Annotated in this window: 25 protein-coding genes; 1 reads left to right on the forward strand and 24 read right to left on the reverse strand. The window is 39.1% G+C overall.

Annotation, left to right across the window (positions count from 1 at the left end):
- Window positions 1-16: 16 nt before the first annotated feature.
- Genes rpmD through rpsJ form a run of 20 tightly spaced genes read right to left on the reverse strand, consistent with a single transcriptional unit; the run spans window position 17 to window position 8,724 of the window.
- Window positions 17-199 (reverse strand): 50S ribosomal protein L30, encoded by a 183-nt coding sequence (rpmD, locus tag ABH968_RS09830; protein ID WP_053482805.1) that lies wholly within the window; start codon window positions 197-199, stop codon window positions 17-19.
- Window positions 200-212: 13 nt separating this feature from the next.
- Window positions 213-716: a 30S ribosomal protein S5 gene (gene rpsE, locus ABH968_RS09835; RefSeq protein ID WP_049662867.1), complete on the reverse strand. Its 504-nt coding sequence runs from the start codon at window positions 714-716 to the stop codon at window positions 213-215.
- A 21-nt stretch (window positions 717-737) separates the two neighbouring features.
- Window positions 738-1,097: a 50S ribosomal protein L18 gene (rplR, locus tag ABH968_RS09840; protein ID WP_370043872.1), complete on the reverse strand. Its 360-nt coding sequence runs from the start codon at window positions 1,095-1,097 to the stop codon at window positions 738-740.
- A gap of 32 nt (window positions 1,098-1,129) precedes the next feature.
- Window positions 1,130-1,669 (reverse strand): 50S ribosomal protein L6, encoded by a 540-nt coding sequence (gene rplF / locus ABH968_RS09845; protein WP_370043873.1) that lies wholly within the window; start codon window positions 1,667-1,669, stop codon window positions 1,130-1,132.
- 30 nt (window positions 1,670-1,699) lie between these two features.
- Window positions 1,700-2,098 carry a 30S ribosomal protein S8 gene (rpsH, locus tag ABH968_RS09850; RefSeq protein WP_370043874.1) on the reverse strand — a complete coding sequence of 133 codons (399 nt, stop codon included), beginning with the start codon at window positions 2,096-2,098 and terminating at the stop codon, window positions 1,700-1,702.
- Between the two features lie 29 nt (window positions 2,099-2,127).
- Window positions 2,128-2,313 (reverse strand): type Z 30S ribosomal protein S14, encoded by a 186-nt coding sequence (locus ABH968_RS09855; RefSeq protein ID WP_004233656.1) that lies wholly within the window; start codon window positions 2,311-2,313, stop codon window positions 2,128-2,130.
- Between the two features lie 21 nt (window positions 2,314-2,334).
- Window positions 2,335-2,874, reverse strand: a complete 540-nt coding sequence (rplE, locus tag ABH968_RS09860) for a 50S ribosomal protein L5 (RefSeq protein WP_004233654.1) — start codon at window positions 2,872-2,874, stop codon at window positions 2,335-2,337.
- 27 nt (window positions 2,875-2,901) lie between these two features.
- Window positions 2,902-3,210 (reverse strand): 50S ribosomal protein L24, encoded by a 309-nt coding sequence (gene rplX / locus ABH968_RS09865; protein ID WP_370043875.1) that lies wholly within the window; start codon window positions 3,208-3,210, stop codon window positions 2,902-2,904.
- Between the two features lie 35 nt (window positions 3,211-3,245).
- Window positions 3,246-3,614, reverse strand: coding sequence for a 50S ribosomal protein L14 (gene rplN, locus ABH968_RS09870; RefSeq protein ID WP_004233650.1), 369 nt, complete (start codon window positions 3,612-3,614; stop codon window positions 3,246-3,248).
- A gap of 43 nt (window positions 3,615-3,657) precedes the next feature.
- Window positions 3,658-3,921, reverse strand: a complete 264-nt coding sequence (gene rpsQ, locus ABH968_RS09875; RefSeq protein ID WP_049662854.1) for a 30S ribosomal protein S17 — start codon at window positions 3,919-3,921, stop codon at window positions 3,658-3,660.
- A gap of 18 nt (window positions 3,922-3,939) precedes the next feature.
- The gene (rpmC, locus tag ABH968_RS09880) at window positions 3,940-4,140 is read right to left on the reverse strand and encodes a 50S ribosomal protein L29 (protein ID WP_049662852.1); all 201 of its coding nucleotides are present in this window, start codon (window positions 4,138-4,140) and stop codon (window positions 3,940-3,942) included.
- Window positions 4,130-4,564, reverse strand: coding sequence for a 50S ribosomal protein L16 (rplP, locus tag ABH968_RS09885; RefSeq protein ID WP_010860599.1), 435 nt, complete (start codon window positions 4,562-4,564; stop codon window positions 4,130-4,132). The genes rpmC and rplP overlap by 11 nt, the downstream gene beginning before the upstream one ends.
- Window position 4,565: 1 nt before the next feature.
- Window positions 4,566-5,219 (reverse strand): 30S ribosomal protein S3, encoded by a 654-nt coding sequence (gene rpsC, locus ABH968_RS09890; RefSeq protein ID WP_370043876.1) that lies wholly within the window; start codon window positions 5,217-5,219, stop codon window positions 4,566-4,568.
- Window positions 5,220-5,222: 3 nt separating this feature from the next.
- Complete coding sequence (gene rplV / locus ABH968_RS09895) at window positions 5,223-5,567, reverse strand: 50S ribosomal protein L22 (protein ID WP_004233639.1); 345 nt, start codon at window positions 5,565-5,567, stop codon at window positions 5,223-5,225.
- Between the two features lie 22 nt (window positions 5,568-5,589).
- A complete protein-coding gene (rpsS, locus tag ABH968_RS09900) occupies window positions 5,590-5,868 on the reverse strand; it encodes a 30S ribosomal protein S19 (protein WP_370043877.1) in 279 nt (92 codons plus the stop codon).
- Between the two features lie 60 nt (window positions 5,869-5,928).
- Window positions 5,929-6,759 (reverse strand): 50S ribosomal protein L2, encoded by an 831-nt coding sequence (gene rplB / locus ABH968_RS09905; protein ID WP_370043878.1) that lies wholly within the window; start codon window positions 6,757-6,759, stop codon window positions 5,929-5,931.
- 47 nt (window positions 6,760-6,806) lie between these two features.
- Entirely contained in the window at window positions 6,807-7,091 is a 285-nt protein-coding gene (gene rplW / locus ABH968_RS09910) for a 50S ribosomal protein L23 (RefSeq protein WP_370043879.1), read from the reverse strand.
- Window positions 7,091-7,714 carry a 50S ribosomal protein L4 gene (gene rplD, locus ABH968_RS09915; protein ID WP_053482812.1) on the reverse strand — a complete coding sequence of 208 codons (624 nt, stop codon included), beginning with the start codon at window positions 7,712-7,714 and terminating at the stop codon, window positions 7,091-7,093. The genes rplW and rplD overlap by 1 nt, the downstream gene beginning before the upstream one ends.
- A 26-nt stretch (window positions 7,715-7,740) precedes the next feature.
- Window positions 7,741-8,370 (reverse strand): 50S ribosomal protein L3, encoded by a 630-nt coding sequence (gene rplC, locus ABH968_RS09920; RefSeq protein ID WP_142509896.1) that lies wholly within the window; start codon window positions 8,368-8,370, stop codon window positions 7,741-7,743.
- Window positions 8,371-8,415: 45 nt separating this feature from the next.
- Window positions 8,416-8,724 (reverse strand): 30S ribosomal protein S10, encoded by a 309-nt coding sequence (rpsJ, locus tag ABH968_RS09925; protein ID WP_004233624.1) that lies wholly within the window; start codon window positions 8,722-8,724, stop codon window positions 8,416-8,418.
- Window positions 8,725-9,343: 619 nt separating this feature from the next.
- Here rpsJ and ABH968_RS09930 point away from each other — a divergent pair.
- Entirely contained in the window at window positions 9,344-9,496 is a 153-nt protein-coding gene (locus ABH968_RS09930; protein WP_370043880.1) for a hypothetical protein, read from the forward strand.
- Between the two features lie 64 nt (window positions 9,497-9,560).
- Here the strand turns inward: ABH968_RS09930 and ABH968_RS09935 are convergent, their stop codons facing one another.
- From ABH968_RS09935 to ABH968_RS09950, 4 genes are all read right to left on the reverse strand, one after another.
- Window positions 9,561-10,877, reverse strand: coding sequence for a Na+/H+ antiporter family protein (locus ABH968_RS09935; protein WP_370043881.1), 1,317 nt, complete (start codon window positions 10,875-10,877; stop codon window positions 9,561-9,563).
- 163 nt (window positions 10,878-11,040) lie between these two features.
- Window positions 11,041-12,981, reverse strand: a complete 1,941-nt coding sequence (locus tag ABH968_RS09940; RefSeq protein ID WP_370043882.1) for an FtsX-like permease family protein — start codon at window positions 12,979-12,981, stop codon at window positions 11,041-11,043.
- Between the two features lie 30 nt (window positions 12,982-13,011).
- Complete coding sequence (locus tag ABH968_RS09945; protein ID WP_370043883.1) at window positions 13,012-13,773, reverse strand: ABC transporter ATP-binding protein; 762 nt, start codon at window positions 13,771-13,773, stop codon at window positions 13,012-13,014.
- 96 nt (window positions 13,774-13,869) lie between these two features.
- Entirely contained in the window at window positions 13,870-14,886 is a 1,017-nt protein-coding gene (locus ABH968_RS09950) for a sensor histidine kinase (protein WP_370043884.1), read from the reverse strand.
- Between the last annotated feature and the right edge of the window lies 1 nt (window position 14,887).

Genomic DNA, 14,887 nt, shown 5'->3' on the forward strand with positions numbered 1-14,887 from the left:
GTTCGTTAATTAAAAATTAGTTTTCTTTTACAGTAACTAAGTGAGCTACTACATCAATCATACCGCGAGTTGCTGCATTATCAGCTTTCTCAACAGTTTGGTGTAATTTGCGTAAACCTAGAGCTTCGATTGTTTTACGTTGCGCAGGTTTAGAACCAATCACAGATTTTGTAAGGGTGATTTCTAATTTGTTAGCCATTATCTTTCCCCCCTTATCCTAATATTTCTTCCACTGATTTACCACGTAATTTAGCTACGTCCTCTACGCGTTTTAATTCAGTTAAACCTTGAACTGTTGCACGCACCATATTGATTGGTGTGTTAGTTCCAAGAGATTTTGAAAGAATATCAGTAATACCAGCAAGTTCTAGTACGGCACGTACTGGACCACCAGCGATAACCCCTGTACCAGGAGCAGCAGGTTTAATTAGGATTTCTCCTGCACCAAAGCGCCCTTGCACTAAGTGTGGAGTTGTTCCACCTACGCGTGGCACTTCGATTAAGTTTTTCTTCGCATCTTCAACAGCTTTACGGATAGCATCTGGCACCTCTTGAGCTTTACCAGTACCGAAACCTACATGACCGTTTTTATCGCCAACTACAACTAATGCTGTGAAGCGGAAGCGACGTCCACCTTTAACAACTTTAGCAACACGGTTAATAGTAACTACGCGTTCTTCAAGTTCTCCAAGTTTGTTTGCGTCAATTCGACTCATGAAATGTGTCCCTCCTTTTTATTAAAATTCTAAACCGTTCTCACGTGCAGCTTCAGCTAAAGCTTTCACGCGTCCATGATATAAGTAACCACCACGGTCAAATACTACATCAGTAATATTTTTTTCCGTAGCGCGTTTTGCGATTGTTTCACCGACTTTAGTTGCAGCATCAACATTGCTACCAGCACCTTCAAAACCATTTTCTTGAGAAGATGCGCTAACAATTGTTACGCCTGCTACGTCATCGATAAGTTGAGCGTAAACGTTCTTGTTTGAACGGAATACGTTTAAGCGTGGACGCTCAGCAGTACCCGAAATTTTAGAACGTACGCGTGCATGACGTTTTTTACGAACCTGATTTTTATCTTGTTTCGTAATCACAAGGGTCACTCCTTTCTAATGCCTAGGCAGCATTATTTACCTGTTTTACCTTCTTTACGACGAACATATTCGCCTTCATAGCGGATACCTTTACCTTTATAAGGCTCTGGTGGACGCACGTCACGGATGTTAGATGCAAGAGCACCAACACGTTCTTTGCTGATACCTTTAACGATGATTTTAGTGTTTGAAGGAACTTCAACTTCTAGACCATCTTCAGGTGTGAACTCAACTGGATGTGAATAACCTACGTTAAGAACAAGTTTTTTACCTTGTAATTGCGCACGGTAACCGACACCGATAAGTTCTAATGATTTTTCGAAACCTGCAGAAACACCAGTAACCATGTTCGCTAATAGCGCACGAGTTGTACCGTGGTTTGTGCGGTGTTCTTTTGAGTCAGAAGGACGAGATACAGAAAGTACGTTACCTTCTTGCTCAATTTTCATATCTTGGTTGAAAGAACGAACAAGTTCGCCTTTAGGACCTTTAACGGTAACTGAGTTGTCAGCTGCAACAGTAACAGTTACGTTAGCTGGTACCTCGATAATTTTTTTACCTACACGAGACATTTAGTTGCACCTCCATTCATTTATTGCTAATTACCAAACGTATGCTAGAACTTCGCCGCCAACTTGTTTAGCGCGAGCTTCTTTATCTGTTAATAAACCTTGTGAAGATGACACTAAAGCGATACCAAGACCGTTCAGTACTTTAGGCACTTCATTTGTTTTAGCATATACTCGTAGACCAGGTTTAGAAATACGTTTTAAACCAGTGATAACGCGCTCGTTATCTTTACCGTATTTTAAGAAGATACGGATGATACCTTGTTTGTTGTCTTCCACGTATTCTACGTCACGTACGAAACCTTCACGCTTTAAAATTTCAGCGATTTCTTTTTTCACGTTGGAAGCCGGTACTTCTAACTTCTCGTGACGAACCATGTTCGCATTACGAATGCGAGTAAGCATATCTGCAATCGGATCAGTCATTGTCATTACATTTACCTCCTTCCCAAATTAGGGGATTACCAGCTGGCTTTTTTCACGCCAGGAATTTGTCCCTTATATGCAAGTTCTCGGAAACAAATACGGCAAAGTTTAAATTTGCGATATACAGAGTGTGGACGGCCACAGCGTTCACAACGTGTATATTCTTGCACTTTAAACTTTTGCTTACGTTGTTGTTTAACGATCATAGATTTTTTAGCCACGTTTTCGCCCTCCTTGTTTAATTACTTTTGGAACGGCATACCGAATTGTGTCAATAACTCGCGAGCTTCTTCATCAGAATTCGCTGTCGTTACGATCACGATGTCCATACCGCGTACTTTTGAAACTTTATCGTAATCGATTTCTGGGAAAATTAATTGCTCTTTAACACCTAAAGTGTAGTTACCGCGACCATCGAATGCTTTTTTAGAAACACCACGGAAGTCACGTACACGTGGTAGTGAAATTGAGATTAATTTATCCAAGAATTCATACATACGCTCACCGCGTAATGTAACTTTAGCACCGATAGGCATACCTTCACGTAGACGGAAACCTGCGATCGATTTTTTCGCTTTAGTTACTACTGGTTTTTGACCAGTGATAATTGTTAATTCTTCTACAGCTGCATCTAATGCTTTTGAGTTTTGAACAGCATCACCAACACCCATGTTGATAACGATTTTCTCAACTTTCGGCAATTGCATAACTGATTTATATCCAAACTTGCTCATAAGAGCAGGAGAAACTTCATTTAAATATTTTTCTTTTAGGCGGCTCATTTGTGTACCTCCCTTCTTTTATAGAAATTAGTCGATTACTGCACCTGATTTTTTTGCAACACGAACTTTTTTACCGTTTTCGATTGTATAACCTACACGAGTCGGCTCGCCAGATTTAGGATCGATTAGCATTACGTTCGAAACGTGAATTGCAGCCTCTTGGCTTACAATACCACCTTGTGGATTCAATTGGTTAGGTTTTACGTGTTTTTTCACGATGTTTACACCTTCAACAAGAACGCGATCTTGTTTAGGGTAAGAAGCAAGAATAACGCCTTCTTTGCCTTTATCCTTACCAGTGATAACCTTAACCTTGTCACCTTTTTTTACATGCATACTGTCGCACCTCCTTGATTGGCACTATCATGAAATTAAAGAACTTCTGGAGCTAGAGAAACGATTTTCATGAAGTTGCTGTCACGTAATTCACGTGCAACAGGTCCGAAAATACGAGTTCCGCGTGGTGATTTATCATCACGAATAATTACACAAGCATTTTCATCAAATTTGATGTACGTACCATCTTTACGACGCACGCCTGATTTAGTACGAACGATAACAGCTTTAACAACGTCACCCTTCTTAACAACGCCACCTGGTGTTGCTTTCTTAACTGTACAAACAACGATATCACCGATGTTAGCAGTTTTACGGCCAGAGCCACCAAGGACTTTAATTGTAAGAACTTCACGTGCACCTGAGTTGTCAGCAACTTTCATACGACTTTCTTGTTGGATCACTTAGGTTACCTCCCTTCGGAAATTGGTTGTTCCGAAATAGTTATTAAATAATAACCGCTTTTTCTACAACTTCAACTAGACGGAAACGTTTAGTTGCTGATAGCGGGCGAGTTTCCATGATACGTACGATATCACCGATTTTCGCTGTGTTTAACTCATCATGAGTCTTAAACTTTTTAGAGTATTTTACACGTTTACCATAAAGCTTGTGCTTTTTGTGAGTTTCAACTAAAACAGAAATAGTTTTGTCCATTTTATCTGAAACAACGCGGCCCGTGTAAACTTTGCGTTGATTACGCTCAGTCATACTTGAAAACCTCCTTTATCAGTTATTTGCACTGATTTCTCTTTCACGAATAACAGTTTTCATACGCGCGATTGCTTTACGCACTTCACGAATACGAGCTGTGTTTTCTAATTGACCAGTCGCCAATTGGAAGCGAAGGTTGAAAAGCTCTTCTTTCAGTGATTTCACTTTCAATTCTAATTCAGAAGTGGCAAGGTCACGGATTTCATTAGCTTTCATTAGATTCACCACCAGTTTCTTGACGTTTTACGATCTTACATTTAACAGGAAGCTTATGTGATGCTAAACGAAGTGCTTCACGTGCGATCTCTTCAGATACACCAGCAATTTCGAACATTACTTTTCCTGGTTTTACTACTGCAACCCAACCTTCAGGAGAACCTTTACCAGAACCCATGCGGACTTCTAGAGGTTTTTTAGTGTAAGGTTTGTGTGGGAAGATTTTAATCCAAACTTTACCGCCACGTTTCATGTAACGAGTCATCGCGATACGGGCAGATTCGATTTGACGGTTAGTAATCCAGCTAGCTGTTTGAGCTTGTAAGCCCCATTCGCCGAAAGATACTTCTTTACCGCCTTTCGCTTCGCCACGCATGTTTCCGCGGTGTTCACGACGGTATTTTACGCGTTTAGGCAATAACATATTATTTGCCTCCTTCCACAGATTTCTTCGTAGGAAGAACTTCACCACGGTAGATCCATACTTTAACGCCTAATTTACCGTAAGTAGTGTCAGCTTCTGCGTGTGCATAGTCGATGTCAGCACGTAGAGTATGAAGTGGAACAGTTCCTTCACTATAGTGTTCAGCACGCGCGATATCAGCGCCACCTAAACGACCAGATACTTGTGTTTTAATTCCTTTTGCACCAGCACGAATTGTGCGTTGGATCGCTTGCTTTTGCGCACGACGGAATGATACACGATTTTCTAATTGACGAGCGATATTTTCAGCTACTAGACGAGCGTCAAGATCAGCACGTTTGATTTCGATAATGTTGATGTGTACACGTTTACCAGTTAAATCGCTAAGGTATTTACGAAGATTCTCAACTTCAGAACCACCTTTACCGATTACCATACCTGGTTTCGCAGTGTGAATTGTAATGTTTACACGGTTTGCAGCGCGTTCGATTTCAATTTTAGAAACAGAAGCGTCTTTAAGAGCCGTTTCAATATGTTTACGCACTTTAATGTCTTCGTGAAGTAGAGTTGCATAGTCTTTTTCAGCGTACCATTTTGACTCCCAGTCACGAATAATACCAACGCGTAGTCCTATTGGATGTACTTTTTGACCCATGGATTAACCCTCCTTCTTCTCAGATACCACTAGAGTAATGTGGCTTGTGCGTTTGTTAATTGCGCTTGCACGTCCTTGTGCACGTGGACGGAAACGTTTTAATGTTGGACCTTCATCAACGAAAACTTCAGAAACTACTAAAGAGTTGATGTCAAGATCGTAGTTGTGTTCAGCATTAGCAACTGCAGATTTTAATACTTTTTCAACGACTGGAGACGCCGCTTTTGGAGTATGACGTAAAATTGCAACTGCCTCACCAACTTGCTTGCCTCGAATTAAGTCTACAACTAGACGTACTTTACGAGGAGCGATGCGAACTGTACGAGCGATAGCTTTAGCTTGTGTCATTAGGATTTACCTCCTCTCAAAATTAGCGTCTTGTTTTCTTGTCGTCTGCACCGTGACCTTTGTAAGCACGTGTCGGTGCGAACTCACCAAGTTTGTGGCCTACCATATCTTCAGTTACGTATACAGGAACATGTTTACGTCCATCATATACAGCAATTGTTAATCCGATGAAGTTCGGGAAGATTGTAGAACGGCGTGACCAAGTTTTGATAACTTGTTTTTTCTCAGAAGCCTCTTGTGCTTCCACTTTTTTCAATAAGTGACCATCAACAAAAGGTCCTTTTTTCAAGCTGCGACCCATGTAGGAACCTCCCTTCGTGATTCCACCACGGCTCTCACATAGAACCGTAGTTTAACCACTTTATTTTTTACGACTACGGATAATGAATTTATCCGATTTGTTTTTCTTCTTGCGAGTTTTGTAACCAAGTGCTGGTTTACCCCAAGGAGTCATTGGTGATTTACGTCCGATTGGAGAACGTCCTTCACCACCACCGTGTGGGTGATCGTTAGGGTTCATTACAGAACCACGTACTTCTGGGCGTTTACCTAACCAACGGCTACGACCTGCTTTACCGATGTTTACAAGTTCGTGTTGTTCATTACCAACTTGACCGATTGTAGCACGGCAAGTAGCTAATACTAAACGTACTTCACCAGATTGTAGACGAACGATTACGTATTTATCTTCACGACCAAGTACTTGTGCAGAAGTACCAGCAGAACGTACTAATTGTCCACCTTTACCAGGTTTTAACTCGATGTTATGGATTGTAGTACCCATTGGAATGTTTGCTAATGGTAATGCGTTACCTACTTTAATATCAGCATCCGGACCAGATACGATTGTTTGACCAACCTCTAGACCTTTTGGTGCTAAGATGTAAGCTTTTGCTCCATCAGCGTAGTTGATTAATGCGATATTCGCAGAACGGTTTGGATCATATTCAATAGTAGCAACTTTTGCCGGAATGTCATCTTTCACACGTTTGAAATCGATAACACGGTATTGCTTCTTATGACCACCACCATGATGACGAACAGTGATTTTACCTTGGTTGTTACGACCAGCTTTGCGTTTAGTTGGTTCAAGCAATGATTTCTCAGGCTTGTTAGTTGTAATTTCCGCAAAGTCTAAAGACGTCATATTACGACGACCATTAGAGGTAGGTTTATACTTTTTAATCGCCATTGTGTTTCCCTCCTTCTTGAGTGTTCAAATCATAAATCCATAAAGGATTACACTTCGAATAATTCGATTTCTTTGCTATCAGCAGTTAATTTAACAATCGCTTTACGACGTTTGTTAGTGTAACCACCGTAACGGCCTACGCGTTTGAATTTACCTTTGTAGTTAAGAACATTTACTTTCTCAACTGTTACACCAAAGATTTCTTCTACAGCGTCTTTTACTTGAGTTTTGTTAGCGCGAGTGTCTACTTCGAAAGTATACTTTTTCTCGGCCATAAGTTCTGAAGAACGCTCAGTAATGACTGGACGTTTTAAAATATCACGTGCTTCCATTATCCAAGCACCTCCTCAACTTTTTCTACTGCAGATTTTGTGAATACAACTTTATCATGACCTAATAGATCAAGAACGTTGATTCCATTTGCAGTTAAAACTGTTACACCAGGGATGTTACGAGCAGATAATGCTACGTTTTCATCTAGGTCAGCAGTTACGAATAAAGATTTTTTCTCTAAAGAAAGATCTTTAAGGATTTTTGTGAATTCTTTTGTTTTTGGTGCTGCTAGTGAAAGAGCATCAAGAACTAAGAAGTTCTGTTCTACTACTTTAGCTGATAAAGCAGATTTAAGAGCTAAGCGACGAACTTTTTTAGGTAATTTGTAAGAATAGCTACGTGGAGTTGGACCGAATACGATACCACCGCCGCGCCATTGTGGAGAACGGATAGAACCTTGACGAGCACGACCAGTTCCTTTTTGACGCCATGGTTTACGACCACCACCAGCAACTTCAGAACGGTTTTTAACCTTATGATTACCTTGACGAAGAGAAGCGCGTTGTGCTACTACAGCGTCGAATAATACTGCTTCATTTGGCTCGATTCCAAAAATCGCATCGTTTAATTCGATTTCACCAACTGAAGCACCTGTTTGACTAAGTACAGATACTTTTGTCATTCCTGTTTCCTCCTTTCCTTAGGTGATTACTTAGCTTTAATTGCAGTTTTAACTGTAACTAGAGCTTTTTTAGAACCAGGAACATTACCTTTAACAAGTAGTAAGTTACGTTCCGCATCAACTTTCACGATTTCTAAGTTTTGGATTGTAACTACAGTGCCACCCATTTGACCAGGTAATTTCTTTTGTTTGAATACGCGGTTCGGAGCAACTGGACCCATTGAACCAGGACGACGGTGGTAACGAGAACCGTGGGCCATAGGACCACGAGATTGACCGTGGCGTTTAATTACACCTTGGAAACCTTTACCTTTAGTAACACCTGTTACATCAATTACATCGCCTTCTGCGAAAATTTCTACTTTGACTTCTTGACCAACTTCGTATTCTCCCACGTTTACGTTGCGGAATTCACGAATGAAGCGCTTAGGAGCAGTGTTCGCTTTTGCTACGTGACCTTGTTCTGGTTTGTTAGAAAGCTTAACACGCTTGTCTTCGAAACCAACTTGGATCGCTTCGTAGCCGTCTGTTTCAACAGTTTTCTTTTGAAGCACTACGTTTGGAGCAGCTTCGATAACTGTTACCGGAATTAAATCGCCGTTTTCAGCGAAAACTTGTGTCATACCAATTTTTCTACCTAAGATTCCTTTAGCCATTTGTCACACCTCCTGTAAGTTTTAAAAAAGTTATATTTTTTACCATTAAAGTTTGATTTCGATATCAACGCCAGATGGTAAATCAAGTTTCATTAACGCATCAACAGTTTGTGGTGTTGGGTTAACGATATCGATCAGACGTTTATGCGTACGCATTTCGAATTGTTCACGAGAATCTTTATACTTGTGAACAGCACGAAGAATTGTGTACACAGACTTCTCAGTTGGAAGTGGAATCGGACCTGATACACTTGCACCTGAACGTTTTGCAGTTTCCACAATTTTCTCAGCAGATTGATCTAAAATACGGTGATCATACGCTTTTAAACGAATACGAATCTTTTGTTTTGCCATTATTTTCCCTCCTTCTCGCCTATTTTCTAGACATTCTCCACGAAAATTATCCTACACACCGCCATGGCAAAGCGGCCGGGTGTGTCGGCAACCTCTCGTTTCATCGCAGTCAAAGACCAACATTCAACATTATACACAATAAAAAAAGAATAAGCAAGTCTTTTCGCTAAATTCTTTTAAATGTTGCAGATATTCTTATACTACTAATATTCACTAATATTTCTCGCTTATCTAAGCCGTTTATTAGTATATAAAATTTCAATGCACTTTGCAACACATAAGGCTGTTATATCAACGTTTTCGGACATTTCTAACAATTAAGCAATATCATTATGTAAAAAAGCAGTCTCTACTATTTAGAAACCGCTCTTACAATATCTTTATCCCGCATTAACGAGCAGTAAAACTCCCACCTCAAAATTCAGCCAAAGCAAAGAAGTTAGGTAGGAGACTCACTGCCCGTAAAATCCCGGTTGGTAAAGACTAATAATCAGTGGCGGATGAAGAATACCCACTAAATCAATTATGCCTCGGCATAATCGCGTCCAGAATCGGCTTTGTGCTTAGACCTGCAGATGTTTATTGCGCGAAAGCGAAGCGTCAGCAGCAGATGTTTTTTGTGCGAAAGCGCAGTGCTAACGTAGCGGCAGCAAGGTGTTTTGTCTGTGCGAAAGCGAAGCGACAGCAAAAGGGTTTTATCTGCGCGAAAGCGAAGCGGCAGCGGCAACAACATGATGCAGGTCAGTTAGCCGTTATCGCATGGATGCGATGATTTTAGGCTAACATCCTTTTTGAACTCCTTTCCGATTCCGTGACATCCGCCGGAGGTTTTCACTTTATAAGAAAAACACACATGCAACCCAGCCAAATATAATGAGTGGGATGTTTATAAAAATAAACGTTGGCACACATGTATCCCAAATGTGATTATGCTGTCCATCTACATTTAAACCCGCAGTTGGTCCAAGAGTAGAATCTGAAGCAGGAGAACCGGCATCACCTAAAGCACCTGCTGTACCTATAAGACAGATAATCGCCAAAGGACTCATTCCTAACCCTTGTGCAAGAGGAACAAATAAGGTCGCGATGATAGGTACTGTCGCAAAGGATGAACCAATCCCCATCGTCACTATTAAACCAATGACCAACATAATCAATATAGCTAGACTCTTATTTCCTTGAAGAATTGTTAAAGAGTTTGAAATTAAGCTATCTACATGACCCGTAGCGTTAATAACCGATGCAAAGCCATTTGCAGCGATCATCACAAAACCAATAAAGGCCATCATCTTCATTCCCTCAGAAAGAATCTCATCTGCCTCTTTCCAATTAAGTGCACCAGTAAAATACATAATCATAATGCCTGCAAAAGCACCTACAATCATCGAATCAGTATAAATTTGTGCACATAGAGCGACAATTAAAGCCGCAGTCGTAGAAAAAATCACGAACTTACTAACATTAACATTTAAAGACTCTGTCTCTACATCATTATTTTGATATTGTCGAGGTTTCCGGTAAACGAAGAAGGCTACACATAATCCAATTAACATCCCAAGAACGGGTATAGCCATCGCTATTGGTACATCACGTGAAGATGCCTCCATACCTGCCTTAGTTACTTGCGTAGAAACGATGTCTTGGAATATAGCTCCGAAGCCAGCAGGAACGAAACTATATGTCCCTATTAAACCAACAGCAATTAGTGTTGCGATAATTCGTCGATCAACCTCTAGCATATTTAAAACTTTTAAAAGTGGCGGTATTAATAATGGAATAAAGGCTATATGAATTGGAATTAAATTTTGTGAGAAAATAGACATCATAAAGATCAGTAAGAAGATTAAAACCTTTACTAAACCTTTTCGATTACTTGTACCGTTTTTATTTAATATCTTTAAAATCCCTGCAATCATTAATTCAGGAATTCCCGTTTTTGAAATAGCAATGGCGAAACCACCAAGCAATCCATAACTTAAAGCAATCGTTGCGCCTGCTCCTAGACCTTCTGTAAATGATTGTACAGTTGCTTCAATACCCATGCCGCTTGTTAGACCCCCTGCAAAGGCACCCAACACAAGAGAAAGAACAACATTGATACGGAGCAAACTTAATATTAACATGACAGCTACTGCCACAATTACTGCGTTCATTTCAACACTTCACTTTCGTACACTAGATTACTAATACATTAAACTTTAATCGTCTAATAATTGAAAGTCAAGATGTTTTTATACCCCTATAATAATTTTCCAAATTTAAACAAAAAAAACAGTATGATCTTAAATAATCATACTGCTTTTAGATTTCTTCCTATTATAACGATTCACGAATGACTTTTTTATAATAACCAACAGAAAGTATAGCAAAAATAGCATATAACGCTATATAGCAGCTCATAGCAATCCATAATGGTGCGGTTAACTCTGAGCCGAATAAAAACCACCCTGACTTAACAGCAAAGTAACTATGAAGTAACCCTATTATTAACGGAACACCAAAATTAAAGGCTTGTTTCATATATATACCTTTCATAATATCTTTTTCAGCAAAGCCAATCTTTCTTAATATCGTATAAGAACCTCGCTCCTCTTCAGCCTCAGACATTTGTTTAAAGTATAAAATACTACCTGTTGTCATTAAAAATGCTAAGCCTAAAAATGCTGCAGTAAAAATTATTAAACCTAATGTTTCAATATTCTCCTTACGTTGTTCTTTATAAGACAGTATATAGAATGAAAAATTCACTCCATTTATTTGTACATCTTTTGTTTGCATATATAAACTCTCAGCTAGAGCTAAATCACTTTTATTCTTTAATGTAATAGAAGTTTGTTTATGCAACAAATCAGGTACTTCGTGAGCAGCTAATTCTTTAAACAATGCATCTGAAACTACGAAAACAGGTCCCCCAGGCCCACCAGTCACAGCACCACTTATAATACTCTCATGTTGTATATCTTTTACATGAAGGGTTTCTTTCCTATATTCCTCTGGACCTCCTATAGTGACAACTACATCACGATCCTTTTCAAGCGGAAACATCTCTGTCATATAGCCTTTATAGTTTGTTAAAATAACATCGTAATCCGAAACAAAAGCTTCAGGAGCTATTTGTTGATAATCAGACAACGGAATTGTAGTAATGATTCCTTCTACACCATATAAGGGATTATCCTTATTTTGCTGATCTTCAGGTAATAATTGTGCAAGTGAAGCTGAAACACTCTGTAATCGGAAATCTTTTTTATCAAAATCAATATTATTTTCTTCAAGCTCCTTTAAAAACTCCTGGAAATGGCCTTCAAGCAAAATATAATCTGCAGGTACTTGGCTATATGACGACGAGCCTGTTGAATAATAAGATATATATGCTAATGTTGTAACCCCAAGTGAAACACCCGTTAAAACCGTTATAAGCGTTAGGGATTTCGCATTACCTTTCATGCGATGCATAATCGGTGTTAATGCTAATACATCACGGACAGTTAAATGTCCATTTTTCTTAAGACGAATTGAATTCATAATAAATGCTACAGAGAAACGGAAAACAAGGAACGTTCCACCAATGGTAGTTGCTAAAATAATAATCATATTAAGAGTTAAATTGCCCTGAGAGTTAATATCGAAGAGCTTCGTTGATGCATAGTAGCCATATGCAATTAGTACAAGCCCCAAAAAACCAATGACCATTTGTAATGGGCTGAAACGTTTTACGCGCTCATCGGCTTGCTTGGAAGCACTGAATAATGATAGTAATGATACGCGGTAAATCATCCAAGCCATTTGTACAAGTACAATAACTAGTAGAATGGCAAATACTACGATAGACTGCTGTAATGCCTCTGTACTAAATGTCATCGTCACAAGTGCCTCTTTTTCGAGTACCCGCAGTAATATCATTGCAAATAAGCGCGAACTAAAGAACCCTGCAAGCATCCCTAAAACGATTGCTCCTACAAATAAGAGGATACTTTCTACCGCTAATAAGCGTACGATAAGCCCCTTTGTCATCCCTATTAGCTGATACAAGCCTATTTCCTTACTGCGACGCTTCATAAATAAATGGTTAGCATATAGGACGAAAAACAAGACAATAAAGTACAGCATATATGTTGCCGCAGCAAAACCCGCTTTGGCCGTACCGCTCTTGTCTACTGTAGCCAACACTTCAGCATTATTCTGCAATGTCACAAAGGAAAAGTATAAAGTAACACTAAAAATAAGTGCGAAAAAATATAAATAATAATGCTTCATATTTTTTTCATACTGCGAAGCACGAGTTTACTAAGACTCATAGCCGTCACCGCCTAGCACACTTTGCGTATGCATGATTTCTTGGAAAAATGCCTGTCTCGTTTTATCTCCTTTATAAAGCTCACTATAAATAAGTCCGTCCTTCAAAAATAGAACACGGGTACAAAAGCTCGCTGCTACCGCATCATGCGTAACCATCATAATCGTTGCTTTTTTTGATTCATTAATACTTTGCAGATTTTTTAACAGTGCAGTGGCTGATTTTGAATCAAGTGCGCCTGTAGGTTCATCAGCGAATACAAGCGACGGATTTGTAATAAGTGCACGAGCTGCTGATGTACGTTGCTTTTGACCACCTGATATTTCATTTGGATATTTATTTAAAGTCTCAGTAATACCTAATAAGTGTGTAATCTCTTTTAAGCGACTCTCTGCAACAGCCTTTGGTAGCCTACCAATAGCTAATGGTAGTAGAATATTTTCTTTTACCGTTAGTGTATCTAACAAATTATAATCTTGGAATATGAATCCCAATTGTTCACGACGGAAATTAGCTAACGCCTTCTCCTTCATACCACGTAAGTTTTGACCATTTATTTCAATAACACCTTCTGTTGCAAAGTCAATCGAACATAAAACATTTAAAAGTGTTGTTTTTCCAGAGCCTGAAGGTCCCATAATGCCAACAAATTCACCTTTATTAACTTCTAAATCAATGCCCTTTAAAACCTCTTGGGCTGTTGATTTTTTACCATATATTTTTTTTACTTTACGACCAATTAAAACTGCCACTTGTAGACGCCCCTTTCTATAGTTCAAGTGTACCCTGTCTTCTTCACCCATTCGTGTGTTTTACATGACAATATAAAAAGGTAGGTGACAATTTCGTCATCTACCTGTTAGTTTGACATATTCATTTTGCAATGGAAAACGTAATGTAAATATCGAGCCTTCTCCAACAAGGGATTGGACAGTAATACGAACGCCGATTTTCTGTGCCACATTATGTGCTAAGTATAGACCCATACCTGTTGATTGTGCAGACTCTCTACCGGCCGTCCCAGTATACGATTTATAAAAAATTCGAGGTAAATCCTCCTTACGAATGCCAATACCTGCATCTTTTATATGTAATAGCGTTGCTCCAGTTGCATCTATTTCCGTAAAAATCAACACCTCCGAATTTGCAGGACTATATTTAATAGCATTGGAAAGAATTTGTCGGATGATAAAGGCTAGCCATTTACCATCCGTCATCACTGTCTCTGTTAACTCTTCAGCATCGAAACCGATACCTTTTTCAATACACCATGCCTGCATAGCTCTTATTTCCTTATAGACCACAGTCTTTAGCTCGATCTCTGTCATATAATTATCTTTTTCAATAGAAGCTAAACGTGTTTGGTGTAGCTGCTGATCAACCAATAAATGCAGTCTTAGCCACTCAGTCTCTAATTTACGACGTAGTGTCAAATCTTCTATGTGATCCAGCATTAAATTAATTGAAGTTAAAGGTGCCTTTACTTCATGAACCCATGCTAGGAGTTCATCCGAATATTCCTGCAGCTGTACCTTTGCTTGATTTAACTCTGTGTTCTTATCATAAAAAACATCTTCAATTTTCGTAAGGTATGCCGTTTGAAAAGGTGATAAAGTCAAATTTTTGCTATGCACATCATCGAGTTGACTTTCCACATTTCCCAGGCAATCATTTAGCTGTCTTACTTCTACTACATATCGCCAAGTAAGAAAGATCATAAAACTAATAAGCACGCTAATATTCATATACCAAATAGATATTCCCTCTAATCCCGCATCTAAAGAAAATAAAACATTGATAATGACCATGATAAAAACGAAAAAGCCTATCCATGCGAGGCGTTCTCTTAAAAATAAAATTAACATT

Origin of the sequence: Lysinibacillus sp. RC79 (assembly GCF_041262405.1) — a bacterium.
Classification (GTDB): Bacteria; Bacillota; Bacilli; order Bacillales_A; family Planococcaceae; genus Lysinibacillus.